Source organism: Streptomyces sp. NBC_00045 (assembly GCF_045041095.1).
Classification (GTDB): domain Bacteria; phylum Actinomycetota; class Actinomycetes; order Streptomycetales; family Streptomycetaceae; genus Streptomyces.
Genome location: NZ_CP108271.1, coordinates 79,633 through 106,335 on the forward strand (window position 1 = coordinate 79,633; position 26,703 = coordinate 106,335).

Genomic DNA, 26,703 nt, shown 5'->3' on the forward strand with positions numbered 1-26,703 from the left:
GAAGCGGTCACACGCTGTTCAGCGACGTCGGCCGGTGAGATGATCACTACTCACCCATAGTTGAGGAGCCCGGCCCAGAATGAGTAGCTGGTCGCCAGAGACAGATGAGGTGTTGGAGGCGGCCGGATGGACGCCAGGACGGCAGGTAGACACGGCCGGGTGGCGATCCATGTTCGAAGCGGTAGGCCTAGCCATGCACGACGCTGCGGAAGCCTTCCTGCAAGAGTTCGGCGGCCTGACGGTGAACGTCAACGGACCAGGGATCAGCTGTGCCCGCACGCCATTCGAGCTGGACCCTGAGCTGGCCTGGGGCGAAGAGGACCGATTCGCGGAGTGGGGCGATTTGATCGGGCACCATCTCTTTCCGCTCGGCGAGCTAGATCACGGCCGGTTCTTCCTGGGCATCGATGAGACGGGTGTGATCTATCTCGTTGAGACGTGGGTTGCCAGCTTTGGCCCCACGCCTCAGGCCATGGAGAACTTGATTCTCGGCGTAGCTCCTCGCCGCATTGACGAGAGCATGCACGCTGAGTGACGGGCCTCGGGCCAATGGGCCCTGGGGAACTTGCCCGGAACTGACCCATACCGGGTGCGGTGTGGCTGACAGTTCGGGTCCGTGGAAGAGACGGTGCTCCAGCTGGAGGAGCTGCTGTTCCCGTCGATCGCGGATATCGCGGTGCTGTCGATCGACGTGAACGACGAGGCGGTATTGATAGAGGCCCGGTGCACGCTGGTCGGGGCCGACTGCGTTGGGTGCATGAGCTGGTCGGAGCGGGTTCACAGCTCCTATATGCGGTATCCCGCTGACGTGCCCAGTGCGGGGAAGCGGGTTCGGCTGTGCCTGTGGGTCCGCCGGTTCATCTGCGGGAACGCGTTATGCGAACGGCAGACTTTCGTCGAACAGATAGCCGGGCTGACCCGGCGGTACGGCCGGTGGACCGAGCGCCTGCGGGCGACGCTGGCTGCGGTCGGTCTCGCGCTGGCCGGCCGGGCAGGCGCCCGCATGGCTGGTGTCTTCGGGGTGGCTGTCAGCCGCAGCACCGTTCTGCGACTGGTCAAGGCCCTGCCCGATCCAGATGTAGCAGCGCCGCGGGTAGTCGGGGTCGACGAGTACGCGACGCGCAAAGGGCGCTTCTACGGGACCGTGCTGGTCGACGTCGAGACCCGGCGGCCCGTGGACATGCTGCCCGACCGGGAAGCATCCAGCCTGGCCGCGTGGCTGGCTGAACGCCCGGGCATTGAGGTCATCTGCCGCGACCGCGCTCCGTTCTTTGCGGAAGGAGCCACCATCGGGGCGCCCCAGGCGATCCAAGTCGCAGACAGGTGGCACTTGTGGCACAACCTGAGCGAGGCCGCCGAGCGATGCGTCGCCCAGCACCGCGGCTGCCTTGGGGTCCTGGCTCGTGAGCCAGCCAAGTCCGCGGTCGCGGCTCCGCCGCCCGCACAGATGACCGGATCGCCATGGCCAACAGGGCACCGGTTCGCCGACCGCATTCGGGACAGGCACGCCATCGTCCACACGCTGCTGGCGGCCGGCCACAGCCGACGCTCGATCGGCCGCCAGCTCCACATGACCCACCGCACCGTCAAACGCTTGGCCGACGCCGTCGCTCCCGAAGACCTCTTCCAGGGGCAGTGGCAGAACCGCCCCACCGTCCTCGACGAGTACAAGCCCTACCTGGACGACCGCTGGAACCAGGGCTGCAGCAACGCCTGGGCATTGTGGGAGGAGATCGTGCCGTTCGGCTACAAGGGCAGCTACCAGCGAGTTCGCGCCTACCTCCGGGAAAAACGCCTCTCGCCCGGACCGGTCTCCGCCCGGCCGCCCACCCCGCGGACGGTCTCCGGGTGGATTCTCCGGCACCCCGACACCCTCACAGAGAGCGAACAACTCCGGCTCAAGGCGGTCCTGGTCCACTGCCCGGAACTGGACGCCCTCACCGGGCACGTCCGGTCCTTCGCACGGATGCTCACCGAGCGCGAGGGCGAACGTCTACAGCAATGGCTCGACGCCGTCCGGCAGGACGATCTGCCACCCATCCATACCCTGGCCGCCGGCATCGACCGCGATCGTGATGCCGTCACGGCCGGCCTCACCCTGTCCTGGAACTCCGGCGTCGTCGAAGGACACGTCAACCGGATCAAGATGCTCAAACGCCAGATGTTCGGCCGAGCCGGCTTTGATCTCCTCCGCAAGCGTGTCCTGCTCTACTCGTAAAGCACAGGTCAGACCCCATCCTCAAGGAGCCCGAAGCCTTCCGGGAAGCCTTCTAGGAACTCGCGCCGTGCTGGGTCGGACTCGGCGTCGGCCATCGTCCCAAGCAGTTCGATCAACTCGTTCCGCTGTTCGCTCGACAGCTTGCTGACCAAGTGGGCGACGCCCTCCATGACCTTGACGGCGTCGTCCGGATCCATCTGCTCGTCTTCACTGCCCTCGACGAACCACAGGACATCGACCAAAGCCTCGGCCAGGGCGTGGGTCAGAGACGAGTACACGGGCATCAAGGCGGACTCCCAGCAGGTCACGGCAGCAGAGCCCGGCTATCCCACCACACACCACTGACATCACACTCAGTCAGCCCTCCACGGAAAGTGAGCCAGAACCATTTCTCGTGAACAACCATGAGCCTCAAGATCACCAGTTGCTGCCCGAACGGACGAACAAACGCTGCCATTTGAAGTGAACGAGGCCAGGATGCGGTCGTCAACGGGCTCAGCCTGCCCTGGAGCTCCGGCGCCGTCGAAGGCCAGGTCACACGGATCAAGCTGATCAAACGCCGGTCATACGGGCGAGCGTCCTTCGCTCTCCTACGGACGCTGGTCCTTGCTCAGCACCCACCGTGATCGTCAGAACGGCAGAACCCACTCGTGATCGTCGACCGCCTCGGTTACCGCTCGCACGGCGGGCGGCCAGGCGCCGGGAATGGCGTCCACTGCACGCTCGACATCAGCTGTCGTCCTGCCGGTCACGACCAGATCCATCCCCTCCAAGCCGGGCTCCAGGCAGAGCAGCAGGCCAGAGGCAGAGAACCAACGAACGGGCTGCCCCATTGGCTCGAACCACGCCGGATAGGGCGGCAAGGCAACCGGAGCGAACTTCTTTTCCAGACAGGCAACCACCTCGGGCGTTGCCTGACAGATGCGCCCCTCGGTCCACTTGGCCATGGCGGATTCGCTCAGGACGGTCTCCACACAGGCAAGCGATAGACGGTCGAGGAAGTGGAGTCGTCCGGAATCCGGCAGGCGATCAGCGAACAGAGCGACCGGCGGGTCCTCGGAGGAAAGGTCGGCCAAAGCCACACCCCACCCAGCGCAGCCCTGGTTCTCGCTGCGGAACACCAGTAGTTCGCCGGAAGGGTCGAACAGCAACTCGTCCGGTTCCAACAGCGGATTCTGCTGGGCAACCAGGTCACGCCGTCGACCGAACAACGCGTACGCCTCCCTGAGAGCCACTGGGAGGCGGATGCCGAGACGGTCCTCAGCTCGCTGCACATCAGCCGATATGAACCCATCAGTCGGCGACAACGGGGTGGACCAAGCAGCAGCAAAGCCTTGGACGAATGCCCATGCATCTGCCCGCACGGGGCATCCACCAGCCAGAGCCTCAGCCACGTCGAACCTGTCAGCCATGCCGTTGACCCTATGTGGCAGCCACGCTTGTGTCGGACGGCACGGTGACCATCACGAAATGTGGGCCACAGCCAGATTCGTCGAGCCTCATCAGCAGCCAGTCACCGGCCACGCAGCGGTGTTAGGGGGCTGGTGACTTCGGGAGATCGGTCATGACCGATGACCGATCGAGGGCGAATCGGTCACCGGTCACCCTGGCCATCGGTCATCGGTCATCGGTCAAACCACAGGTCAACGGGGTGCGGCTGCCCGACCGCTCACGGCGGAAGCGGCCGCGCACGACGGTGTGCCGGGCGTCGCCCACGCTGGCCGCTCTCGTCGGATGGGACTCCAGAATCGGCGTGCTGGTGGCTCACACTCGTGAGGTGATAGTCGGTCACTCACCGATTGAGTCACCGGATTGGTCACCGAATCACTCACCAACGCCAATCCCTGCGCGTGACACTAGCGACAGCGCTCCCCACCATCAGCCGAACGCCGCTGACCCGCCAACTCGAATGCACAGCACGACAAGTCCAGTGCTCATTGGACAGGTGTAGCGCTCAGTCACACCTGTGACTGAGCGCTTTACTTGGCCCGTCTGGCCAAGTAAAACGCTCATCCCCGGTACAAAGTGCTCCAGTCGCGAGTCCCTGAAGACCGTCTTACGGTCGAAGTAGCCGATGTGCCGTGGCCCTGCAGCGGGACACCCCTCCAAGTCTTCTCGTGGGAGGCGCGAGTGCGTGTGCTGGTGGACGTGCATGCCATGGGCAAGCTGCGCCATTGGCTGTGGCGCGCGAAGTGGGTCTCCTGGGCAGCATGGTCCTCTTCGTGATCTCGTGTTTGCGCATGGGGTGGTCGGACACCTGGGAGACCGTGGTTGGCCGGCGGAGCCCCAAGAACGCCTCCTACCCCTACATGTCGTGGCCGCTTTCCGTCACCGGGTGGCTGGTGTTGCCTGCGTTGGTCGCGGGAGTCTTCGCATACCTGATCACTTCCCAAGCTGACCGTCGCCGCACCCGGACCGTCTCGGAAGTCGCGGCGCGGGTTCCGTTCAGGTCGCGGAGGAAGCTCGCCCGTGGAGGCGTTCCTCATTGGTTCGAGCGAACACTGGATGTAGTTGCTAAAGGCCCCTCAAGCACTCATTCGTGATTCCCTTTGTGGCTCTGCACGGGAACAATTTTGACAGGGCCGACCGATGCTGGCGCGCGCTGGTGAACGCCCTGCTTGATGAGGCGGTGCAGGCAGAGTCCATAGAACCGCCGTTCAGGAGGACCTGGGCAGAGGAAGAAGCCGTGCAACTTTTGTTGAGCGCCGCGAATCGGAACCCTCCCTACTGCACATCGTGCGGCCCGAAGCAGCAGTGACTGGTCCTGCCGCCCAGGTTGGAGTCCCTGCCCCAGAGCCTTCGAAATGGCCACGCGACTCCGTGAACCTGGTCGCCCAGGACGACGGGCCACCTCCGGCGCTCGGCGCGGGCCAACCGGAGCGCTAAAGGGCCAGTTGAAGCGCTCGGCCCGTACGACTTCGGTTACGCGTGTCTCAGGCCGCGAAGGCCGGTGCTGCAGGCGCTGACCAGTACTCGCCCACCCACGTTTCCAGGGACGTCAGCCCGGGGTGCTGTGCACGCAGCGTCGCCAGGTCGGCCTTGAAGCCGACCGTGTTGAACCAGTCGAACATGGCGGCCAGCTCTTCGCTGCGGGTGCGTACCTGCTCGATCGGCTGGGAGACGAAGCGCACCGGACGGGCGGCGGCGCGAGCGAAGGCTTCGGCCAACTGTGGGCCGGTCAACTCGTCTGCGGCGACCTCGGCGGTGTGCCCCAAGTAGTCGGCCGGGTTGTTGAAGGCGTCGGCGGCGATGCTTCCGATGTCGCCCGGGGTGATCATCTGCAGCTTTGTGTCCGGGGCCAGCGCCATCGTCAGCGTGAGCTCGCCGTCCACCCACTGGGGGCCCAGGTGCTCGAAGTTGGTGATGAAGAAGGTTGGCCGCAGGATCGTCGCGGGCAGACCGAGCGCCGTGATGTGCCGCTCGACTTCGCCCTTGCTGGCGAAGTGCTGCACCTGGCCTGGGCGATCGGCGCCGTCGACGGAGCTGTATACGAAGTGCGCGACGCCCGCGCGGGCTGCCACCTCCGCGACTGCCTTGCCCTGGCGGATCTCGCCGACGAAGCCGTCCGGTCCGGCAAAGGTCTGCACGCTGAACACGCCGTACGCGCCGCGCAGGGCCGCATCCAGCGATGCCACATCGTCCAGGTCACCGCGGACCAGGACGGCGCCGGCCTCCTTCAGCACCAACGCCTCGGGCTTGTTCGGGTCACGGACCAGTGCGTGCACGGTCCAGCCACGAGACAGCAGTGCGCGCGCGGTGGCGCCACCCTGCCGTCCGGTCGCACCAGTCACCACAATGACGCGGCTGTCAGACATCTAAGGCTCCTCGATAGCGCAGGTCCTGGGTGCCTTGAGTGGCGCCCCTGTGTGCTCAGAACCCTGCTTCCTCAACCAAAGTTGAGGTCAAGCTCCTGTGTTCTACATCTCGGCCGCCAGGCTGCTCGTCGCCCCGCTCCACGGGTCAACCATCACGCTCAGCGGGCCAACTCGGGCGCTCAAGGGCCAACTGAAGGGTTCTGACCGCTCTTCCGTGATGGCTACGCCAGACAGGCGGCCCCGTCCAGGCTGGCTCTCTTGCTACCCCTCGTCTTCGTCCGTGGCCGTGTCCCAGGCCGGGAGCGATGTTCCGGACGCAGTCGTGATCCGAAGAACCTCGCACCCCATTCGGTGGACAGCGGCGAAGAGGCGCTGCTGGACCTGTCCGCTGTCTTCGGGTGGGAAGTCGATCCGGATTTGGTGGGGGCGGGAGGCGTCATAGGTGAGCAACCAGTCGGCATCGACGGTCGCGAAGTGATCCTGTCCCATTTCGTCGTCTGTGGAGCGCCACGAGCCCCGGTCGGTGGTGGGAGCCAGTGCCTCGCGCAGGAGCTCCAGGCGCTCGGGGTGGGAGAAGGGGCCTTCGGACAGGCGCAGGCAGCGGTGGGTGCGGGGGCGGAAGGCGTTGAACCATGGTGCCAGGTCCGGCTCCATGTCTGAGAGCAGTCCAGAGCCGGCGCGTCCGCAGGCCCAGCTCTCGATGAACTCGGCCGCGCCCACGGCGTGCGTCTCGTACCAGCCCTCACTGCTCCACACCACGACGGGCCATGTCTCGGGAGCCCCGTCGGTGAGCCAGCACAGGCGGTCAGCATCCATCGTGGTGCCCCAGATCAGCATCGCGCCTGGAGCCGGGTGCAGCGGATACGGATAGCGCCCGCGGTCCTGTTCGGGAGACTCCGTCGGGTGGGCGCTCTGCCACTCGATGCCGTTGTGCTTGCTCGTACCGAACGGCGTCCGAAGGTAGAGGAAGTCGCAGAACTCTCCCCAGCCGTAGGTTTCGACGAGTCGCTTGTAGTCGTCGGGCAGCCGGGTACCGATTGCGGTCTCCACGAGGGCCCAATCCCCGTGGGCGTCCACAGGGGCGGCCGGCGGCGCCACCAGCTGAACCAGCCTGTCGCAGATCGCGCTGGTCTTCGAATTTGCCATGCAGGCAGCGTAGGCATCACCCCGTTATGAGATCGACGAGATTTCAGGCTGGAGGGAAGCACTCCAGGTGAGCGGATGTGGCCAAGCGTTGTACACAGCTGACCAGGCGAAGGGTTCTGGCCGCTTCCACGACGGCTATGCCTGGAGATGAGGATGACTCTGAGGTTGGATGATCGGATGGAACGTATAGAGGCTGAGCTGTTCACGGACGCGAGTAACGATGCGGTAGTTCGTCTACCCCCGCGTAGATTTCCGGGCGTGCTAATCCAGGGCGATTCCCTTTCGGTCATCCGTGACGACGTCGCCCGGATCGTAAGGGCCTGCGACCAGGGTGACGTCGCTGAGGCCCGGGAAGAGGCGGCCTACCTCCTCTCGGGCATCGAGGGGCTGCTGGCTCGCTACACGGCGGCTCTGAAGGCACACGACATTCCCATCCCCTTCTACCAGGCCCCCTGATAGCCCAGTTGCAATACCTCGCACCTGGCGGGATGCGCTGGAAGGTGGAGAGATTGCAGGATCGTTCCGCCAGGGGATCACGCCGTCATGAAGCTTGAGGCATTTGAGGGAGCCCTCTTCCCTGGCCTGGACCTCGTCGTGCGGCAGGCCGTGGTCGCGGATGACCGCTTGATGATCGACGCGGCTGGCTGCGGGCCGCCAGGAGTGTGTCCCGCGTGTCAGCATCCCGTCGCACGCGTCCACAGCCGGTACTCGCGTCACATAGCCGGGCTGCCGGTCAGCGGCCGTCGGTTGATCGTCCGTCTCCGCGTCCGCCGCTTCTTCTGCGATCAGCCTCGATGCCCGCGTCGGACTTTCGTGGAACAGGTGGCCGGCCTGACCGAGCCGCGACGCCATTCTTCGACGGCGGCGCGGTCGGCGATGCGGTCGGTCGCGGTGGAGCTCGGCGGCCGCCCGGGCGCACGCCTCTGCGCAAAGTTGCGGCTCTACGGCCAGCGGACATCCATCTTGGGAGAGTTGACGGCTCCGCCTGTGCCAGCGCGGGCTCCACGGATCCTAGGCATCGATGAGTTCGCCTTCCGCAAGGGGCGGACCTATGGCACCGTCCTCGTCGATGTCGAGTCCTCCCGGCCGGTGGATGTGTTGCCGGATCGAGAGACCAGCACGGTCGCCGCATGGCTCCGGGAGCACCCCGGCGCCGAGATCATCTGCCGAGACCGTCTGATGGCATTCACCAAGGCCATCAGACAGGCCGCCCCGGAGGCGCTGGAGGTGGCAGATCGCTGGCACCTCCTCCAGAACCTCTCGACGGCGGTGGAGAAGACCTGCCGCCGGCACCGTGACTGCCTCCGACGGCCAGCCGGAACAGAGGCGAGCCCACCGTTGGCCGTACCGGAGACCCCGCTCCTGGATCGGATCCGACAGCGCCACGCAGAGGTCAACGAGCTCGCTGCCACCGGCCTGTCACTGAACGCCATCGGTCGTCGTCTGCGGTTGGACCGCAAGACGGTCCGGCGCTACCGGAACAAGGATCTGGCAGGGCTTCTCGCCTCGGCGCAGGACCGAGGGCACGGTGTCCTGGATCCGTTCATGGAGCACGTGCAGCACCGGTTCCAGGCGGGCTGCACCAGCTCGATGCAGCTCTATCGCGAGGTGCTCGCCCTCGGCTACACCGGCGGATATCACGTTGTTCACCGCTACGTGGTGACCATCCGGAAGGGCATCGCGGTCCCTGCCCGGTCGGCGACTCCCCGCCCTCGGGACATCACCTCATGGATCATCCGCCCCCAGGAGTCACTCAACACCTCCGATGTGGCCCAGCTCGACGCTGTGCGGAGTGCCTGCCCGGAGATCGCCCTGGCTTGTGACCTCGCGCGGGAGTTCACCGAAATGCTTCGCCATCGTCGCGGGCACCTGCTGCGGGACTGGATTCAGAAGGCCGAGCTGGGCGGTCCGGACGCTATCGGTATCTTCGCCGACTCCATCCGCCAAGACCTCCAGGCCGTTACCGCCGGCCTCACCCTGCCCTACAGCTCCGGGATCGTCGAAGGCCACGTCAACAGGATCAAAACGATCAAGCGGCAGATGTACGGCAGAGCCTCATTCGCCCTACTCAGAGCCCGCGCAGTCGTAGGCATCACGGAACAGCGGTCAGAACCAACTGAAGCGCTCAGTCACAACACCTACGCCCGATGACCGGGGTGTGGCGTCGCCAAGAAAATCAAACAGGTGTTTGACCGAGGGTGTGAGCCCACCGTTCCGTTTCCCCGAGGACCTGATCACGCTCAAAGGGCGTGGCAGCAGACCTACGCCGACCTCGCGCAGGCCCCCGCCGGGGCAGGTACGACCACGCTGCGGCGCCGGCTGATCACCCTCTCCGGGACCCTGTGCACCCACCCCTACTGGGCAGCGTCCGCCGCCTGGCGGGCCGGCGGCGTCGAGCTGCGGCGCGCCCGCCCGCACCCACACCTCCGCACCGGCAGACAGGGAGGCAGGGAGGCAGGGAGGCAGGGAGGCAGGGAGGCAGGGAGGCAGGGAGGCAGGGAGGCAGGGAGGCAGCAGCATGAAGAGCAGACCACCGCCAAGCCCCGCCCGCAGGTCGTCACCTGGGCACCCAGCCAGACCGGCCCCTGTGCCCGGTGCGGATCTCCCTGCGCACGGTACGGCGCTCCGGCGTCACCCCTCTGTTTGCCCTGTAAGCAGCCCGGCAAGAGCTGCTGGCCCGCTCCGACCGTGTCCGATGCTTCTCCGTCGGCCTCGATCACTTTGGTCCTCCCCGACGGGCAGGCCATCGAGCGGGTACGGCTCTACGAGCGCCAGCAGCTCGACACCGGCCTGTGGATGTACCGCATGTGCGTCCCCCTCTGGCAGACAGCTGCCGGGGGCGGCGTCGAGCCGGCGGAGTACGGCACGTGGGTCACCGCCGAGCAGCTGCGCCCGCTGCCCGGTGTCGACCTCGGTCGCATCCCCGCCCACCCCCGTACCCGTGTCTCGGCGCCGGCCCGGTGGGCGTGGCTGCTCGACGGCCGCGCCCACGGACGCCCGGCCACCGTCCACGCCGAGGGCTGCTCGAGCGCCACCGACCGCGCGCACCCGCTGGGCACGATGCAGGCGCTCGACGTGCTCGCACGCCCCGGCACGACGGCGTGCACCGCGTGCGATGCCGCCGAGGCGCTCCTGCCGATCCTCGCCCACGGCCAGGACGACGTGCCCACCCCCGACGACTGATCACAGGTCAGACGGTCGGGGACGCGGTGTAGTCGTGGCGTTGGTAGCCGCGTGCGTCGCCGTGGCAGTCCAGGAACAGCACCGAATCGCCGAGCGCGGCCGCTCCGGCCCGGTGGCTCAAAGGGCACTCAAGCCGCCTCAGTGAAGCGGTCACGAAATCAGTGGGCGGTCAACGCGTTGACGAGCTGGGCGAACTCGGTACGTTGCCGATCGGTCAGTGTGGCGTAGAGCGGCGCCTGCATCTCGTCGGTGAGTTGCTCGGCACGTTGCCGTCGGGGGACCTGTGTTGCGGCTACGGGGTGTGGCTCTTGCCAGCCGTAGTGGGTTGCCTGTTCGACGCCGAGATTGATGACCATGGCTTCTTGGGCGCTCAGCCCGCACAGGCGCACTGCCGCAAGATGGCAGGCGCCACGGTGTTCCCGGAGTACGTGTATGCGCTGCATGGCCGCGCCCACCGGGTCGTTGCCGGGGCAGGCTTGCGCGCGCCAGCCGGCGAACAGGGGAAGGGCGTCGGCGTCGGCGCCGTCGATCAGCTGCTGTGCCAGGTGATTGAAGTGCTCCACGTCGACGTCGCCGGGGATGTGGGCGCGGCCCCACGTCCGGACGGCCTGCGCATAGCAGGCGGCGGCCTCCTCCGCCGGCATCACGGGCCGTCCCGCCAGCCAGCCCGCGGCAGCGAGGTGGGGGCCGAGGAAGCCCTGTACCGCTTGGACCACCGAGGCCGGTGCCTCGCCGAGCACCCCGAACCGTCCGCGGCAGTAGAAGCCGCGCCCCGGGGCGAACCCGGCACCGAGACCGATGGCGGCGGTCGCCTCGTCGGACATGAACTCGTCACCGAAATCGTGCATGGGACGGGCAACCACGGAGATGCAGTCGAGGATTTCCATGCGCTGAAGGTCACCCACACCGACCCGGCAGGTCAAGGGGATGATTTCTGATGGAACCCTTTAGCTAATCTATCGAGTCATGCTGGATATCCGCCGTCTGTACATGCTCAAGACCGTTGCCGCCCGCGGCTCGATTGCCGCGGCCGCCCAGTCACTGGCGCTGTCCGCCGGTGCCGTGTCCCAGCAGCTGTCCGCGCTGCGGCACGACGTGGGGGTCGACCTGCTGCGCCCCGACGGACGAACCGTGGCACTGACGGAGGCGGGCCACGTGCTCCTCGAACACGCCGACCGGATCCTCGCCGCCGTAGAGGAAGCCGAGTCCGCCATCGCAGCGGTCAAGGGCACGGTCGGCGCCACCGCCACGCTCGCCGCATTGCCCTCCACCGTCGCCAGGATCGTGGCCCCCGCGCTCACCGCACTGGGCTCACAACAGCCGCAGCTCACCGTGACCTGCCTCGTCACCGACCAGGCGCAACTGCGGGAACTCACGCTCGGCACCGTCGACGTCGTGCTGGGACAGCGCTATCACCACCTACCCGACGCGACACCCGGCATCGAGGTCTCACCGCTGCTCGACGATCCGCTGCTCGTCGTCACCGCGGCCGACCAAGCCGAAGAGCGGCCCGTCGGCCTGCGGGAACTGGCCACGCACACTCTCGCCGTGCCGCCGCCGACCACGGACTGCGGACAGGCCATCCTGCATGCCTGCCACCAAGCCGGCTTCACCCCCACAACGCGCTACATCACCGCTGACATCGCCGCCCAGCTCACCCTCGCACGGGCCGGCCTCGCCACCGCACTCATCCCCCGAACGGCCATCGACCCGACCACACCAGGAATCCGCACAACACCCATCGAGGACCACCCGATCATGCGCCTCCTGTTCGCCGCGACCCGTCACACCCAGACCGCGAACCCGACGACCACGGCCGTCATCGCAGCGCTGCGCACAGCGGCGCGGCAGGGTCGCACCACTCCCCTCCCCCTGGCCTAGTAGGGCAGGTTCCCAGCCGGGTCCGCCCCCCCCCGTACGGGGAGAACAAGATCAGCAGGTAGGCCGCTCCGCGCGCCCACACGGGACTTCGTGCCGGGTCCACCCGGTCGAGCGAGCAGCCAAGCCCCCAGCACATACACCTGCCGATGTCCTGGCCACCCGTCCGCTGGGGCTGCCGACCGGGACGGTGACCGGCGACGTGTGGCGGCTGCCGGACCTGCCCGCGGTCGGCAGCGCCATGGGGGCCGGGAGCAGCCCTTCAGTTACGGCCGGCTCCCAGGAGCCCTATTCCACCCCGTTTCCGGGCGGGTCTCAGTTGACGAGGGTGCCCAGGTACGGGCGCCGCGGTTTCCTACGCAGGGGCGTATCGGCTGGCCCGCTCGAAAGCGAGGTTCGTGTTCGGGCAGCCGGCCGCGTACCCCAGCAGCGTCTCCCGCTCGGCCCGGTCCACCGCCGGACCCCACCGGTGCTTCGTCGCCGCCCACTCACCGATGTATCGGCAGTGCACCGCCGACGCCGGCCCCCGGACCCTAAGCAAACCTCTCCCCTCGGCTGTCGCATGGAAAGACACCTCATGCAGTTAAGCCGTCAAGTCGGCCGGTCCGGAGGCGGTGTGAGGAGTCGAAGGTCACCCGGTTCTTGAGGGAGTGGCGGAGCTGGACGAGCATGCGGCTGAACAAGTGCCGCAGGGGCCGCGAATGGGCCTCGGGAGGCAGGAGCGAAGCCTGCGTGACGGTGTGGTGATGAACGGCTTATTACGCCTGATATCGGTGGTTTTCCGGCATGAAAGTGAGCGAACGTGCGTCGTGCAGCTCCTGCGCACCCCCTGCGATCAGAATCTCCCGAATCGAGAACATCTTCGCCGAAGGGTTTGGTAGCGATGAAGCGGATCGGGCGACGTGCTGCGGCTGGACTGGCAGCGCTTGTACTCCTGGGTGTCGGCTCCGCCAGCGCAGTGGCAGCAGACGACCCGGGCCCCAACGGTTCCGTCCTGATCGTGAACAAGGGCGACAACAACAACATCGCCGGCCGGGACCTCCTCGTCGGGAACAACAACACCGTCGGCACCGGCCACACCATCACGCAGGGCAGCCTGCCGCTGACCCCGGCCCCGTCGGCAACCCGCCACGTGGTCGCGTTCTACCAGACCGGCACCACGACGGGCGACCCCGGCCAGGCCTACGTCTCCCCCGCCCCTCTCGCAGGGCAGGCCGACGTGGTCGAGGTCGCCGCGTTCCACCTCAACGATCCCGCGCAGTACCCCATCCTCACCCTCAACAGCGACGCCCCCTCCGCCGCCAAGTACGCCCCCATGTGGCGCGACGTCGCCGCGCTCCAGGCCAAGGGCCTCAAGGCCACCGCACTCCTCGGAGGCGCCGCGCCCGGCACCTACACCCGACTCGACCAGAACTTCGGCATGTACTACCCGCCCATCCGCGACGCGCTGAGGAACTACAAGCTGGACGGCATCGACCTCGACGTCGAAGAACCCTTCACCGAGGCCACCGCAGAACGGCTGATCAACCAGCTGCGCACCGACTTCGGACCGAGCTTCCTCATCACCCTCGCCCCCTCCCCCCACAGCCTGGCGGACGACAACGGCGGCAATCTGCCGCAGCTCGACTACCGCACCCTCGAAAACACCGTCGGCACCAAAATCAACTGGTACAACGCCCAGTTCTACTGCGACAACGGCAGCCTCACCGACACCAGCGACTACGACGCGATCATCCAGAACAACTTCCCCGCATCCAAGGTCGTCGCCGCCGCCATCACCAACTCCGACCTCAACTGCGCAGGCTACGTCCCCATGCCCACCCTCCAGACCACCCTGCGCACCCTCGCCACCAAGTACCCCGCGTTCGCCGGCGCAGCCGGCTGGGAATACGCGCTCTCCGCCGACGTCAACGAACCCGGATGCCCCACCGGCCCCGCCAACTGGTACTGCGCGGTACGCCACTCCTTCACCGCCAACACCCCCTGAACCTGCGGCCGCGGTCCGAGCCCTCTCCGCCAGCCGGTCGATGACGTCGGCGCCGTAGGCCCCGACCCCGACTTCCGCCAGCCGTCGCACAGCTCGGGCAGGGATCGCGGGTCCTTGCGCTTCGGCGGGCGGGTCCGGTCGGCGGCGCCTCCTACCGACTCACCGTCCGACAGCCCGTCCCCGGCCGTAGGGCCGGCCATCGACGTCGAAGGGCTGTGCTCGCGAGTTCCTCGAACTCTGCGAGGCGCTCCCGCCCGACAGCATCCGCGAGCGGCCGTACCGCGCTGACGACGGCCGCACGTACGGAAACCTGGGCATCAGTCGCCATGGTCACCCTCACCTCCGCCGTGCTGCAATCCCTCACCGCGTGGCTCCAGGCGCGCCAGACACGGCAGCGCCCCGAGCAGCGGACGGTCCCACCGGGCCGGTACGCACTCGAACGCCGTCCCGATGGCACGATCGAGCTCAGCCTGCCCCGGCCCGACGGCACAGGCGGACCGCTTTCGAGCGTTGCCGTGTGGACGGCCTGTCGCAGCGCCCGTCCGGTGCGGGCCGGGACCGGTTTGCCGCGGGAGGCGTCGAGTGCTGCGGCGGCGAGGACGGTTTCGGGCAGGCCGGCTCCTGCGGCCGCGGCGGACAGGATGTGCCAGCCTCGCGGGCCGTGGCCGGGTCGTCGCCATCAGTGTGCCCACCACCCACCGGACTGCCCGATCCGACAGCACAGGTGTGGCGGCGGGCTCGGGGAGGCCGTGGTGGACTTCGCGACCCAGTGTGAGGGGACGGGCGCAGCCATGGGGATCACCTGCTTTCGAGCGCAGGTGTTCAGGTGTTCAGGTGAAGAGGGCGCGGGTGTCGGTGAGGTTCAGGAGCCGCTCGACCCGGCGGCCGGCGGCTGTGATGTGCAGGCTGCGTCCGGCCTGCAGGGCCGCGTGGCGGGCGGTCAAGAGGGTGTTGAGGCCAGCACAGTCACAGAAGGTCACCCGCTCCAGGTCCACGAGGAGGGTGGCCCGGTGGGAGAAGAGGGCGGCCAGCAGGGCCTCGCGGAGGAACATGGCATTGTCGAAGTCGATCTCGCCGCTCACCACTACCTGGACCGTCCCCGGCCGCGGGCCCGGGGCCACCCCCACCTCCAGGCCGGCGACTTCCGGAATGTCGACGCGCTCGTCCTGCACGATCGCGGTCATCGCTGCCTCCCCACACGTTCGGGAGCCGTTTCTGCTTCCACCAGCATCGTCAACACTCATCCGACATACGTCAAGAAATACGCGAAAAACAGGACGTATATACAAAACGGGCGCATCCTGAAGACATGAGTGCCGAAGGACTTCCCGGCGGGTCGTGGACGTTCCTGACCAGCCACGCCCGTGTCCTGCTCGCCCTCGCACGCGACCCCGAAATACGCCTGCGGGAGGTCGCCGAGACCTGCGTGCTCACCGAACGGACCGTCCAAGCGATCGTCGCGGACCTGGAGCAGGAGGGATACCTCACCCGGGTACGCCACGGGCGCCGCAACCACTACCGCATCAGCCCCGGGGCCCAGTTCCGCCACCCCGCCGAAGCGGGCCGCGACATCGCGGGTCTCCTCTCCCTCTTCGCCGACGACCCGCCAACGCCCCGGACACCACAGCAGGGCTGACCGGCATCACGGCAGCCCCGGGTCCGAACGGCGCCGGCCACAGGTACGGCGGGAGCGTGCGACGGACCCCCGACCGGCCTACGCCTCCGCCTCACAGCGGGCGGTGCGGACTCGCGCGTGGCACGGTGGCAGAGCGACGAGAGGTCCACGCACGCGGGGCTCGGCCGGCCGATGAAGCCACCCCCGCCGGGCCCCGCCACGGATGCCGGGTCCCTTCTCAACCCCCGTGCGCCTGCAGCCCGCACCGCCTTCAGGAACAGCCTCCCGCCCATGTTCACGCTGCCGGTCGGGGGACTGCCCGCGGCACGCGGCCCGTCCCACTGCTGCCGGCTCGGGCGCGGGCGAGGATGCACCGGCCCGCTTCCCACTCTTCACAGCTGGAGATCAACGTGCTCGAACGCAAGCGGCTCAAGGGCCGCACGAAGGTCACTTCCATCCTGCCCGAGGACACTCCGGACGGCCCTGTCAGCGTCGTCGGAGACTTCAACCACTGGAACCCCGCCGCCCACCCCCTGGAGCCCTGCGGGGACGGCACCCGCGCCGCAACCGTCGCGCTCCCCGCCCACAGTGCGACGCACTCTTCAGCGTGTACGTGATCAGGCGGACGCCCGTTCCGTGCCCCTCCGTGTGCGCCCCAACGGTGGTCACGCGCAGGCCCTTCCCCCGAACCGAAAGGCCCACCCGTCCGTCACTGCACCCCGACGGTCAGTCGAATTCCGGATTCCCTGTCACATCCCCGCGGGTACGAATGAGGTAGCGGACCTCGACACCTTCGGGTCCCTGAGCTCGGATCGCTCCCCACGGGAGAGTCTGGGCGGTCTTGAGTGTGGTGAAGTGCGGATACCCGGGCCGCCGAGGGCGCGGACGGTCGCGGACTGGGCGACCAGGAATTCAGGCAGGGCTGTCAATAGGCTCCGACCTTCCCGACCGACGCACTCTGACCGGCACGATCGCCGCCTCTCCCGCAGTAGAGACGACAGGGGACCGCGACCGACGAGGCAGGGACGCCGTCGTCGGTCACCCCGCGCCTGCGGCCGGCCCCTCGCCGAACCGGGGCACGTCATCGACGGACGCGTCCAGGAGCAGGCCCACGTACCGAATCGGATGCCGGTAAACGCCGCCCCAATCGACGGAGGTGTCGGCGCTGATCTCCGCGACGAGACCAGGCTGGACGAAGGTGGTGTCCAGGACGTCGCGGGTGCCCCATGCCGAGGAGAACCTCGCGCCGGTCCAGGGGTGGCCGGAGCCGGCGGGGGTCAGGTACTCGGCGAGCTGGCGGGCGGCGTCGGGGCGCAGCGGCACCGTGCGGCCGATGGGACGGAGGCGGCCGGTCAGGTCGTGGCGGCCGAGGATAAGGAGTTGCGGCGGGTGAGGGTGCCGGTGATGGCGCCGATGATCGCTTCGGTGGTGTCGCACGGTGACCGTCGAACTTCTGCTCCGCCGCGAAGCCGCTCGCCAGGGCGCCGGAGCCGGGAACGTACTCGGCGGCCTGGGCGAGCATCGGCTCGAACGGCGGGGTGAGAACCACTCGGGGACGGCCTCCTTGACCGCCGCTCCGCGCCTGGCACCCGACAGCCTCCCCCGGCCAAGCATGCATGGCGCGTGAATACGGCCAGAGGGCCCTGCCGAGTCAGGCTCCGGGGTGGGCCGGCTTCTCCTGCGACTCCACAAGCCGGGCCCCCGGCGCTCCTGGCAGAGCGGATTCCCACCGACCCCATATCGGCGGCATGTTCGATGACCTTTATGCACCACCGTGGAACCTCTGGTTCACAAGCGATGGCGCCTTGGCCAGTGCGGTACCGGCATCGGAGGGATCGTCCCCGCCAGCCTCATCGGCAGCGGCTGTGATGTCTGGTCTGCTGCTGCGGTCGGCAGTTCATCTCCCTTTGGTGGGTGATATGGCGGATTTTCCTGGTGTTTCGGCCTCGTCCATCACAACGGATTCCTGGGAGCCGTTCGTCGAGGAGGGCCGGGAGATGGGTCAGGTCCATTTCCTGGTGCAGAAGGAAGGCGGGCTGATGGCGGGGCTGTGGAGGACCGACCCCGAGATCGGCGCGGAGATCCCCTACAACGTCACGGGTTCCGACACCTTCCACGTCCCGCAGGGTGAAGCGGAGCTGGAGACGCCCGACGGCAAGAAGATCAACCTCATCGCCGGGGGCATCTACTCCTTCCCGGACGGGTTCAGCGCGACATGGCGCACCCGGTCGCCGTTCGTGAAGTTCTTCGTCATCGCCTGACCACATCCGCGGCAATGGCCGGCGCTGTTGGCGCCGACCGAACCGCCACGGCAACCAGACGGCCCGGACACCCAGGCCGACAGCACCAATCCGGAAAAGGGGCGCGCAGCAGCCGTCACCGACCAACGACGGACGACCGCCTGCGCCTCGCACCGGAAGACCGAAGGGATCCAGTAGTGAGCAAGGCAGAATCTCGTCCGGACGCTGTGATCATCGGTGGGGGGTTCGCCGGTGTCACGGCCGCGCGCGAGCTGACGATGCGCGGACGCCGCGCGGTGCTGGTCGAGGCGCGTGACCGGCTGGGTGGCCGGACCTACACCGTGGACCATGACGGGCACGCGATGGAGTTCGGTGGCACCTGGGTGCATCCGCTGCAGCCGAACGTGTGGGCGGAGATCCAGCGCTACGGCATCGAAACCGAGCCGCTGCCGGTCATGGAAGGGCTGCGGCAGGCCGTCGTCTCCGGCGGACGTGTCGTGGACCTCTCCGACGACGACGTCGCACGCGCCATGGAGCTGCTCGACCAGTTCTGCTCGCCGGGCAAAACCCTGTTCCCGGAACCGTACACGGAGGCGTGGGGCCCGGACCCGGAAGGTATCGGCGACCGGTCGTTCCGCGAGCAGCTGGAGACGGTGAAGGCCGACCCGGTGCTGTACGACTGGCTGGAATCGATGTGCTGCGCGGTCGCGCTGGGCCCCCTCGACAAGTCCGCCGTCACCGAATACGTCCGCACCTACGCCCTGTCGAGCTGGAGCGCCGAGCAGGCATCGGCCGCCCTGACGGCGACGAAGCTCGTGAAGGGCACACGCGAGCTGATCGACGGCATCGCCGGGCACGCCACGCTCACCGACATCCGCCTCAACTCACACGTCACGCGAGTCGTCCAGAGCGACGGCGAAGTACGCGTCGAACTCGCAGACGGCGACACCATCACCGCACCCACAGCAGTGATCGCACTGCCCATGAACGTCCTCAACAACGTGGAGTTCGAGCCCCGCCTGTCCGACACCAAGCGCAGGGCCGCTGACGAGCGGCACGCCGGCGCCGGCCGCAAGACCTTCGTCAAGGTCAAGGGCGACATCGGCAACGTGAGCGTGCTCGCCTCCGAGGCCTACGCCGTCAACTGGGCGGTCACCTACGCCCAGGGCTCGGAAAGCACCTGGGTGATCGCGTTCTCCAGCAACCCCGACCGCCTGCCCATGACCGCCTTCGACGACACCGCCGGCATGCAGGAAGCCCTGCAACCCCTGCTGCCCGGCGTCGAGGTCGAATCCATCGTCGGATGGGACTGGTCCAACGACCCGCTCTCCCTGGGCACCTGGTGCATCTACCGGCCCGGACAGCTCGCCAGCATCCTGCCCGACCTGCGCACCACCGAAGGGCGGCTGTTCTTCGCCGGCGCCGACTCGGCCATCGGATGGCGCTCCTTCATCGACGGGGCGATCCAGAGCGGCTACCACACCGCCCGCCACATCGACGAGTACCTGAACAACGGCAGCCGGTAGGCCAGACCGCCGCTGGACCCTGACCCTCGGACCTGGGCCGCGCCTCCCCGGCCCGAGAGGGAGTCACGGTCCGGGCGGCGTGCTGCCGCGCCCGCCGGGACCGGCGGGCTGGTCACGGCGCTGGCGGCCTCGCTGGACCGCGTTGGCCAGGAGCCGGGCCGCGACACCGAGCAGGAGTAGGTTCAGTGTGATCTGCCCCGTGGTCAGCAGCCGGGCGCTCTCACTGCGCGCGGTGATGTCGCCGAACCCGACCGTGCTGAACACGGTCATCGCGAAGTACAGCCCGTCGGTGCGCGAGAGGGGTTCGCTGAAGCTGCCCGGCGCGCTGTGTTCCAGCAGGAAGCAGGCTGCGGCGTAGAGCAGGATGAACAGCGGCACGGTGATCGCCATGGCCTCCATGGCCCTCAGCCCGGGCCGCGGAGCGAGTGTGATCTGGTAGATCTGCCAGGCCAGGAGCCCTGCCACAGCCGCGATGCCACCGAGGAGCGCGAGGACGGTGGTGGCCGTGAACGCCGAATCCATGGGCAGCAGGTAGTAGGCGGCCACCAGGAGCGTTGCCGTCACCAGCGAACGCACCGAGGCGAACAGTACCTGCCGACTGTGACGACCCGAGTTACCGTTCACGACTCCATCCCCACCGCGGCGCATGCCCTGGACCCAACCTCCCCGGAGAGACGGGCAATGCGCGGCAGACACACCAAGAGGTCACCGACTTGGCCGCTCGCGCGTCCGCGATGTCATTGCCGCAACAAGTTGGAGGGACCACAAGGGTGGTCGGGAGCTGAATCTGCAAGGGGCGCACGGCGCCGCAAACCAGGTCCGGGGCGGCGCGCGTACGATCACCACAACGGCACGCGCAGTCGCATACCCCCGCGAGGAGTGGTGATGACCGCTTCCGGCTCCGGCCACGAACCCGCCTTGAGCAGCGGGTGGGACGCCCGCCTGTACCGGCGGTGGATCGCCTACAACACGCTCGCGTTCATCACCGTTCTGGCCGTCGGGTTCCTGCTGATCCTGCTGGGCAACGACGTCCTCCACATGAATCTGGCCAGCCACAACGTGATCCTCGCGCTCCTGATCGCGACCCTGGGGGCCGCACTGTTCGGCGGAGTCCTGGGAGCACTGCAATGGCTGGTCGTCAAGGAACGGGTCCCCATCCCCCGCAAGGTATGGATCACCTCCAACGTCGGTCCGGCACTGCTCGCATGGCTGCTGGTGATCATGCCCGCCGTGATCAGCGCGCAGGACTCCCACCAAACGGTCTCCACGGCCTACCTGCTGGCCGCCAGCCAGAGCCTGGCCCTGGGACCCCTGCTCGGCCTCTCGCAGTCACTGGTCCTCCGCAAAGTGACCACCCGCTGGAAATGGTGGATCGGAGCCAACCTCGCCTCTTGGCTCATCGTCGACGCCGTCATCTACCTCCTCTCCCGATGGACCGACGACCTCAACGTCCTCACCGGCGACGGCTCCCTCATCGAGGTCTACTTGACCCTCATCGCCACCACACCCCTCACCGGCAGGGCACTGCTGTGGGTACTGGCCCCCACAGCCCTGACCACCGCGCGTTGATGCCGGATCACGCACAAGGGGGCTGCCACCCCTTTACGGTCGGCGGCCCCTCCTCCTGCTGTGCCGGAGCTGAAAAGCGCGCGGGCCGCCGCGCGGAAGGCACAGGACATCGAGCAGCGGCGTGCCACAGGGCTGCCGGTGGAATCGTCCGCCGGGGCGATGACGCGGGCGCGACGTGAGCCGCTGGAGGAGATCGACCCGTCCTGGTGCCTGGTGTGGCCGGTGACGTGGCAGCCCTGCTTCCACCTTGTGCGCCAGCACCTGGACACCGGCCAGGCACCGCCCACCACAGTCACCAGCCAGGTGTCGTGCCTCCCTGATCCCTGCGGCGAGTCGCACCAGCCCGGGCAGGGTTGCGATGCTGGCGGGCGACAAGAGGTCACGCTCAGGGATCAGCCGGTACCCCAGCTCCGTCCACGCTTCGGCGTCGTCCTCACGCTCCACCAAAGCCAGAAGCTCGGGTACATGGTCCACATCCAAGCTGCAGTCGTACATCTGCGCCCAGTTCACCACCCACGCATTGAACCGTCCCACGAGCTGCGAGTCGACCCCGGCCCCAACGCCACCGCCGAGGTTGTCAACTTGCCGCCTGGCTTCGTGAGGTGTCTGCGGTGAAACGGACCACCCGCACGGGTGAGTTGGCAGCTGCCGGCCTGTCCGGGATACATCCCGGACTACTACACCGGTCTATGTGATCAAGAATCTGATGCTGCGCGGCCTGCCCGCGCTCACCCTCTGCACCCTGTCCCTCTTCACCGCGGCCCCGGCCGCGCACTCCGCCCCCACCGACACGATGACCCGCACCGGCACAAGGGCAACCGGGCCGGCCGGAGCGCCTGCTCCCCTTCCGCTGTTCGAGGCGATCGACCGCCTGCCGGGCGGCAGAGCACCGTGAGGGCTACAAGCGAGACCTGTACAAGCACTGGAACAAGGGTCGCAACGCCGGGGACGGCTGCGATACCCGCAAGGAGGTCATCCTCTCCGAAGCCGTCGTGGCGCCGCAGGTCGCGGCCGGCTGCAAGCTGACGGGCGGCTCCTGGCGCAGCGCCTACGACGACGTGGTGGTGACGGACGCGGGCCGCCTCGATGTGGACCACTTCGTGCCGCTGGCGGAGGTATGCGACTCGGAGCAGGTGCCGTGGTCAGCGGCGCGGCGGGAGGCGTATGCGAACGACCAGGCGTCGCCGGTCACGCTGATCGCGGTGTCCGCCGCATCGAACAGGAGCAAAGCCGACAAGGACCCGGCGCAGTGGCTGCCCTCGGACGGCTCCTACCACTGCACCTACGCCGCGACCTGGGTCGGAACCAAGCTGCGGTGGGACCTGGCCGCCGATGAGAACGAGCGTCAGGCCCTCCTCGGCCTAGTTCTGCAACGGTTCTTGGGTGGCTATTGGGCAGTTATGACGTTGTGGTGGACATGGGGTGGGAGTGGGTTCGGGCGGATGCCCGGGTGTGGTCGGCGGGGCTGTCGGAGTTGCGTGACTGGAGAAGCTGTTCACCGATCACGCCCTGACCGCTCTGTGGACGCTTTTCCCCATGACCACCGACCTGGCGGAGGCGAGGGAGTGGCCGGAGTCCTGGCCCGACGTGTCCAGCGTGGAGGGCATCTTGTGGACAGGGTTCGCGGCTGACCGCTTGACCGGGTTCAGCCGATTGCAGCGGGGCCGGGCGGCCGGGCCCTGCCGTCAGCGGGCTCCGGCACCCTCCGGATCCGGGGTGGGCGGCGGGTTGTGGCAGGTCACGTCCTTCGCGGGCAGCCGTCCCGTCGACAGGTACGCGTTGACGGGTATGTTGGCGCAGGCCGTGGGGTTGGAGAGATACACACCATGCCCCTGCCCCCCCAGCGCCAGCACCATCCGCGACCCCTTGAGCGCCTGGTGCAGCCCCTGGCCGGTGCCGAGCGGGGTCATCGGATCCCACTCGTTCTGCACGGTCAGGACATCGGCCCGGGTCTTCATGGGCGTGGCGGGCTCCAGCGGCCGCTGCCAGAAGGCGCACGGTTTGATGTTCGACGCGAAGTCCCCGTACAGCGGGTGCTTCACCTTGTCCCGCGCCGCGTCCCGCGCGTACTGCTCCGGATCGCGGGGCCAGCTGTCCGTGTCTCCGCACACCACGGCCCAGTACACGGCGGTGGCGTTGCTGGCGGGAATGGCGTCCGGACCTTCCGACGCCCCTCCCGCGTCGACGCCCGGGCCGGCGGCCCGGACGCCGCCGAGCGGTGACTGCGCGCCGGGCCCCTTCCTGTCGGCGCCCTTCCCGCTCGCGCCCGGAGCGGTGCCACCCGGCGGCTGGGGCGCCTTGTCAGCCGATGCCTTGATGGACTTGACGACGACCGAGGCACTGTGGGGATCGAAGAAGAGCGACGGGTCGGCCCTGATGTCGTCACCCGTCATCTTCTCCCCGTAGTGGATGATCGGGTCCCGGTCGGCCCGCGCCACCAGCGCCCAGAAGGTGGCCGAGACCGCCTCGGGCGTGGCGCCGAGCCCATAAGTGTCCGAGCGCTCCGCCGCCCACCGCGTCCACCGCTCGAAGGCGGGCTCGGCTTCGGTCCCCCACGCCTGGATCATGCCGCGCCAGACGCGCCCCGGGTCCACGCCGCTGTCCAGGACGAACCGGTCGGTGCGCTCCGGGAACATCTGGGAATACACCGCGCCGAGGTACGTCCCGTACGAGTAGCCCAGGTACGAGACCGTCCGCTCCCCTAGTGCGGCGCGGATGACGTCCATGTCGCGCGCCGTGTTGCGGGTGGTGATGTACGGAATCACATCGCCCGACTTCTCACGGCACTTGTCGGCGATTCCGCGCGCCCAGGACACGTCCGAGGCGAAGGTCTCGGGCCGGTACGCCCCGCCGACGCCCACCTCCGCTTCGCTCAGATCACCACAGCCGATCGGGCTGCTCTCGCCGACGCCGCGCGGGTCGAAGCCGACGAGGTCGTAGAGGTCGCGGACGTCCTTGGGCATCTCGGCATTCGTCCGCATCGGCCGGTAGAGACCCGAGGTCCCGGGGCCGCCGGGGTTGAGGAGGAGGACGCCACGCCGCTTGGCGGGGTTCTCGCTCTTCATCCGGGATATGGCGAGGTTCAGGGTGCGCCCTTCGGGACGCTGGTAGTCGAGCGGCACCTTGAGGGTGGCGCACTCGTACGCCGCCGGCCGATCAGGGCTGCAGCGGTGCCAGGCCGGCGTCTGTCGCAGGTACGCGGGGGTCGGGGCGGCGGAGGCCGATGGCGTCGCCAGCACGGGAAGGGCGGCGGCGAGGAGTCCGGAGGTGGCGAGCAGCCGTGCGAGACGTTTCATGCGCGTGGTTTCGTTCCTTCGTCGGGTGAAATCGCTTGTGCCTCGACTGTGTTGGAGGAGCGGGTCAGACCGGAACCCTCCCAAGAACGATCTTCCGTCCCCCGCACGTACCACCTGAAATCCGGACACGTGGCCGAGACTCATCCCCAAGATCCACGTATCCGCCGGGGCTTCCGGGACGGACCCGCCCGTCCACTCGTAGTCCCCTCCCCCTTAGGGAGGACAACCGACGACAACTAGCGACAAGGGATCTTGTGGACAGGGTTCGCGGCTGACCGCTTGACCGGGTTCAGCCGATTGCGGGGGCGCAAGTCGTGTATTCGCAGGAGCCGTCGGCCGATCGTCACCCTGTGTCGATGCCCCTGCGGCATGATGATCGGCGTGAGCACCGAGAGACTGGCTGTGCCAGGTCGGGCACTTTCCCGCTGACACCCCTGCGACGCTGCGGCGGGCCATGACCGGGACCCGGCGCGACATCGTCTCCTTGGTCCGCAGCTACGGCCTGGCGAACCTCTTCGGCGGCGACCAGGTTCACCGGCCGGCCGCCGACGGCGCTCACCCGTACCGTGGACACGCCCATCTAGAGCATGTTGTCGTCATAGCGGGTCCACACCCGTGTGTAGAGGGTGCCGTCGTGCTCGAAGGTCTCGCCGCGCCCGGCTGCCGCGGCGGCGGCCAGCAGCTGCCCTGCCCTGGCCAGCTCGGCGTCAACGTGCTCGACCAGCACCCCAAGCAGGGGCTGGAGCTCTCGGACCCGGTCGTGCATCAGCTCCGGCGCCGGCGGGCCCGTTTCCCGTAGCCGCGCAGGTCCGACCGGGGCACCGGACACGGCGCCGCCCATGGGGCCCACCGCTCCGGCTCGGCGGCCGCCCAGGCGGTCAGGTCGAGGTAGAACGCCTTGACGGGCAGCAGCAGATTGTCGAAGTCGAACCGGGGGCTGCCGTCCTCCTTCACCCGCATCCGCTGCTTCCACGCTTCATACGTCCCATGGCTGAGTCGCAGGTCGGCCTGGCCCGGGTTGACCGTCTCCAGTTCTTCCAGACGAGGCTGGCCGGCCTACGGGCCGGGCTGCTGGTGGAAGAGAAGTCCAGGCCCTCGGCCACCCGCACGTGCAGATGGTCGATCAGCACCGCCTCGACGCTCTTGAGGCGTTCTGGACGTGGGCGGTGGCGCACACCCTGCGGCTGTCCGGCGTGCGGATCGAGGAACTGCTGGAGCTGACCCACCTGAGCATCTGCCAGCGGATCGGGTCGATCGATCCCACCCAATCGCATCGGCAGCCAGACAGGACACCCGTGAACCGGTGAACCTTCCGGGTCGCAGCATAATCGTGTTGACCGCCCCCGGCAGGCAGTGCTTGAGTCGGCGCGTGGACAGCATTTCTGCCAACCGGCGGTTCTGGAACCAGATCAGCAGCGCCTACCAGCACGAGCACGACCCGCAGATCGGCGCAACGCCCCGGCTGTGGGGCACGTACGCCATCCCCGACGCGCACCTGCACGCCCTGGGCGACGTCACCGGCAAGCGCGTCCTCGAACTCGGCTGCGGCGCCGGCCAGTGGTCCAGGGCGCTCGCCGCTGAGGGCGCCACCGTGGTCGGGCTCGACCTGTCCGAAGCCCAGCTCGCCGCGGCAGCTCGTGCGATGGGAGCGGCCCGCTACCCGCTGGTGCAAGGCGCCGCCGAACAACTCCCCTTCGCCGCCGACAGCTTCGACCTGGTGTTCTGTGACTACGGCGGGCTTAGCTGGGCACCCCCGCACCTGGCCGTCCCGCAAGCCGCACGCGTCCTGCGCCGCGGTGGGCGCCTGGTGTTCAACGTCGCCAGCCCATGGTTCGAAGCCTGCTACGACGAAGCCGCCAGCCGCGTAACCACGACGCTGCAGCAGGACTACTTCGGGCTGAACACCATCGCCGAAGACGACGGCGCGACCAGCTATCAGCTCACCTACGGCGACTGGGTCAAGGTCCTGCGCGGCGCGGGTCTCATCATCGACGACCTCATCGAGCCGCGGCCCGAACTCGGAACACCCAACGGCTACAACGAAACCGACCCACCCGACTGGGCACACCGCTGGCCGGCGGAACTGCTCTGGGTAACCCACAAACCGTAAGTTCCGCCGCGCCGAGTCGTGAAGGCATCCAGGCTTGCCCAGGCCTCCGGCTAGGGCCTGTGTGATGTCGTGATCAGCTTCTGAGTTCTCCGCTCTTCGTGGGGTGGAATCCGGTAGGAC

The 26,703-nt window shown here is 68.1% G+C and carries 26 protein-coding genes and 2 pseudogenes; 16 read left to right on the forward strand and 12 right to left on the reverse strand.

Annotated features, from left to right (window positions below):
- Positions 1–79: 79 nt before the first annotated feature.
- Both OHA65_RS00525 and OHA65_RS00530 read left to right on the forward strand, forming a co-directional pair.
- A complete protein-coding gene (locus OHA65_RS00525) occupies positions 80–535 on the forward strand; it encodes an SUKH-3 domain-containing protein (protein ID WP_331728935.1) in 456 nt (151 codons plus the stop codon).
- Positions 536–616: 81 nt separating this feature from the next.
- A complete protein-coding gene (locus OHA65_RS00530; protein ID WP_405756348.1) occupies positions 617–2,218 on the forward strand; it encodes an ISL3 family transposase in 1,602 nt (533 codons plus the stop codon).
- 8 nt (positions 2,219–2,226) lie between these two features.
- Here OHA65_RS00530 and OHA65_RS00535 read toward each other — a convergent pair whose 3' ends face one another.
- Entirely contained in the window at positions 2,227–2,502 is a 276-nt protein-coding gene (locus OHA65_RS00535; RefSeq protein ID WP_331728930.1) for a hypothetical protein, read from the reverse strand.
- A gap of 201 nt (positions 2,503–2,703) precedes the next feature.
- On the opposite strand from OHA65_RS00535, the pseudogene OHA65_RS00540 reads away from it, so the two are divergent.
- Positions 2,704–2,844 (forward strand): annotated as a pseudogene (locus OHA65_RS00540) (hypothetical protein); the annotation flags it as partial.
- A gap of 3 nt (positions 2,845–2,847) precedes the next feature.
- Here the strand turns inward: OHA65_RS00540 and OHA65_RS00545 are convergent.
- The 3 genes from OHA65_RS00545 to OHA65_RS00555 form a co-directional block, all read right to left on the reverse strand.
- On the reverse strand, positions 2,848–3,630 hold the full coding sequence (locus OHA65_RS00545) for an SMI1/KNR4 family protein (RefSeq protein WP_328761054.1): 783 nt from the start codon (positions 3,628–3,630) through the stop codon (positions 2,848–2,850).
- 1,521 nt (positions 3,631–5,151) lie between these two features.
- Complete coding sequence (locus OHA65_RS00550) at positions 5,152–6,033, reverse strand: NmrA/HSCARG family protein (protein WP_328761059.1); 882 nt, start codon at positions 6,031–6,033, stop codon at positions 5,152–5,154.
- Between the two features lie 261 nt (positions 6,034–6,294).
- Entirely contained in the window at positions 6,295–7,179 is an 885-nt protein-coding gene (locus OHA65_RS00555) for an SMI1/KNR4 family protein (RefSeq protein ID WP_327281062.1), read from the reverse strand.
- Positions 7,180–7,356: 177 nt separating this feature from the next.
- Between OHA65_RS00555 and OHA65_RS00560 the strand changes: the two genes are divergently transcribed.
- The 3 genes from OHA65_RS00560 to OHA65_RS00570 all read left to right on the forward strand — a co-directional run bounded on the left by OHA65_RS00560 (position 7,357) and on the right by OHA65_RS00570 (position 10,362).
- Positions 7,357–7,635, forward strand: coding sequence for a DUF6959 family protein (locus tag OHA65_RS00560; RefSeq protein WP_327281063.1), 279 nt, complete (start codon positions 7,357–7,359; stop codon positions 7,633–7,635).
- A gap of 87 nt (positions 7,636–7,722) precedes the next feature.
- Positions 7,723–9,330: an ISL3 family transposase gene (locus OHA65_RS00565; protein ID WP_327281064.1), complete on the forward strand. Its 1,608-nt coding sequence runs from the start codon at positions 7,723–7,725 to the stop codon at positions 9,328–9,330.
- A gap of 537 nt (positions 9,331–9,867) precedes the next feature.
- Complete coding sequence (locus tag OHA65_RS00570) at positions 9,868–10,362, forward strand: DUF6233 domain-containing protein (RefSeq protein ID WP_405760668.1); 495 nt, start codon at positions 9,868–9,870, stop codon at positions 10,360–10,362.
- Positions 10,363–10,369: 7 nt separating this feature from the next.
- Here the strand turns inward: OHA65_RS00570 and OHA65_RS00575 are convergent, their stop codons facing one another.
- Both OHA65_RS00575 and OHA65_RS00580 read right to left on the reverse strand, forming a co-directional pair.
- Positions 10,370–10,516 (reverse strand): hypothetical protein, encoded by a 147-nt coding sequence (locus OHA65_RS00575; protein ID WP_327281066.1) that lies wholly within the window; start codon positions 10,514–10,516, stop codon positions 10,370–10,372.
- 4 nt (positions 10,517–10,520) lie between these two features.
- The gene (locus OHA65_RS00580) at positions 10,521–11,249 is read right to left on the reverse strand and encodes an SCO6745 family protein (protein ID WP_327281067.1); all 729 of its coding nucleotides are present in this window, start codon (positions 11,247–11,249) and stop codon (positions 10,521–10,523) included.
- Between the two features lie 79 nt (positions 11,250–11,328).
- Here OHA65_RS00580 and OHA65_RS00585 point away from each other — a divergent pair, with 79 nt between their 5' ends.
- Positions 11,329–12,243 carry a LysR substrate-binding domain-containing protein gene (locus OHA65_RS00585; RefSeq protein ID WP_327281068.1) on the forward strand — a complete coding sequence of 305 codons (915 nt, stop codon included), beginning with the start codon at positions 11,329–11,331 and terminating at the stop codon, positions 12,241–12,243.
- A 955-nt stretch (positions 12,244–13,198) separates the two neighbouring features.
- Complete coding sequence (locus OHA65_RS00590; RefSeq protein ID WP_327281069.1) at positions 13,199–14,227, forward strand: glycosyl hydrolase family 18 protein; 1,029 nt, start codon at positions 13,199–13,201, stop codon at positions 14,225–14,227.
- Between the two features lie 830 nt (positions 14,228–15,057).
- Here OHA65_RS00590 and OHA65_RS00595 read toward each other — a convergent pair.
- A complete protein-coding gene (locus tag OHA65_RS00595) occupies positions 15,058–15,411 on the reverse strand; it encodes an STAS domain-containing protein (RefSeq protein ID WP_327281070.1) in 354 nt (117 codons plus the stop codon).
- A 125-nt stretch (positions 15,412–15,536) separates the two neighbouring features.
- Here OHA65_RS00595 and OHA65_RS00600 point away from each other — a divergent pair, with 125 nt between their 5' ends.
- Together OHA65_RS00600 and OHA65_RS00605 are read left to right on the forward strand one after the other, a co-directional pair.
- Positions 15,537–15,863 (forward strand): helix-turn-helix domain-containing protein, encoded by a 327-nt coding sequence (locus OHA65_RS00600; RefSeq protein ID WP_327281071.1) that lies wholly within the window; start codon positions 15,537–15,539, stop codon positions 15,861–15,863.
- A 389-nt stretch (positions 15,864–16,252) separates the two neighbouring features.
- Positions 16,253–16,459 (forward strand): hypothetical protein, encoded by a 207-nt coding sequence (locus OHA65_RS00605; RefSeq protein WP_327281072.1) that lies wholly within the window; start codon positions 16,253–16,255, stop codon positions 16,457–16,459.
- Positions 16,460–16,880: 421 nt separating this feature from the next.
- Here the strand turns inward: OHA65_RS00605 and OHA65_RS00610 are convergent, their stop codons facing one another.
- Positions 16,881–17,165, reverse strand: a complete 285-nt coding sequence (locus OHA65_RS00610) for a hypothetical protein (protein ID WP_327281073.1) — start codon at positions 17,163–17,165, stop codon at positions 16,881–16,883.
- A gap of 674 nt (positions 17,166–17,839) precedes the next feature.
- On the opposite strand from OHA65_RS00610, the gene OHA65_RS00615 reads away from it, so the two are divergent.
- Entirely contained in the window at positions 17,840–18,103 is a 264-nt protein-coding gene (locus tag OHA65_RS00615) for a cupin domain-containing protein (protein ID WP_327281074.1), read from the forward strand.
- Between the two features lie 176 nt (positions 18,104–18,279).
- Positions 18,280–19,608 carry a flavin monoamine oxidase family protein gene (locus OHA65_RS00620; RefSeq protein WP_405760677.1) on the forward strand — a complete coding sequence of 443 codons (1,329 nt, stop codon included), beginning with the start codon at positions 18,280–18,282 and terminating at the stop codon, positions 19,606–19,608.
- 63 nt (positions 19,609–19,671) lie between these two features.
- On the opposite strand, the gene OHA65_RS00625 is transcribed toward OHA65_RS00620, so the two are convergent.
- Complete coding sequence (locus tag OHA65_RS00625) at positions 19,672–20,184, reverse strand: potassium channel family protein (RefSeq protein WP_405760679.1); 513 nt, start codon at positions 20,182–20,184, stop codon at positions 19,672–19,674.
- 309 nt (positions 20,185–20,493) lie between these two features.
- Between OHA65_RS00625 and OHA65_RS00630 the strand changes: the two genes are divergently transcribed.
- Positions 20,494–21,177 carry a hypothetical protein gene (locus tag OHA65_RS00630; protein WP_405760682.1) on the forward strand — a complete coding sequence of 228 codons (684 nt, stop codon included), beginning with the start codon at positions 20,494–20,496 and terminating at the stop codon, positions 21,175–21,177.
- Positions 21,178–21,883: 706 nt separating this feature from the next.
- A pseudogene (locus OHA65_RS00635) lies at positions 21,884–22,532 on the forward strand (HNH endonuclease family protein); the annotation flags it as partial.
- 330 nt (positions 22,533–22,862) lie between these two features.
- Here the strand turns inward: OHA65_RS00635 and OHA65_RS00640 are convergent.
- From OHA65_RS00640 to OHA65_RS00650, 3 genes are all read right to left on the reverse strand, one after another.
- Entirely contained in the window at positions 22,863–24,473 is a 1,611-nt protein-coding gene (locus OHA65_RS00640; protein ID WP_327281080.1) for an alpha/beta hydrolase, read from the reverse strand.
- 580 nt (positions 24,474–25,053) lie between these two features.
- Positions 25,054–25,239 (reverse strand): hypothetical protein, encoded by a 186-nt coding sequence (locus OHA65_RS00645; protein ID WP_327281081.1) that lies wholly within the window; start codon positions 25,237–25,239, stop codon positions 25,054–25,056.
- On the reverse strand, positions 25,239–25,433 hold the full coding sequence (locus OHA65_RS00650) for a hypothetical protein (protein ID WP_327281082.1): 195 nt from the start codon (positions 25,431–25,433) through the stop codon (positions 25,239–25,241). Before OHA65_RS00650 ends, OHA65_RS00645 begins: the two co-directional genes overlap by 1 nt.
- A gap of 149 nt (positions 25,434–25,582) precedes the next feature.
- Between OHA65_RS00650 and OHA65_RS00655 the strand changes: the two genes are divergently transcribed.
- Both OHA65_RS00655 and OHA65_RS00660 read left to right on the forward strand, forming a co-directional pair.
- Positions 25,583–25,780 (forward strand): hypothetical protein, encoded by a 198-nt coding sequence (locus OHA65_RS00655; protein WP_405760686.1) that lies wholly within the window; start codon positions 25,583–25,585, stop codon positions 25,778–25,780.
- 62 nt (positions 25,781–25,842) lie between these two features.
- Positions 25,843–26,583 (forward strand): class I SAM-dependent methyltransferase, encoded by a 741-nt coding sequence (locus OHA65_RS00660; RefSeq protein ID WP_327281084.1) that lies wholly within the window; start codon positions 25,843–25,845, stop codon positions 26,581–26,583.
- The last annotated feature ends 120 nt before the right edge of the window (positions 26,584–26,703 follow it).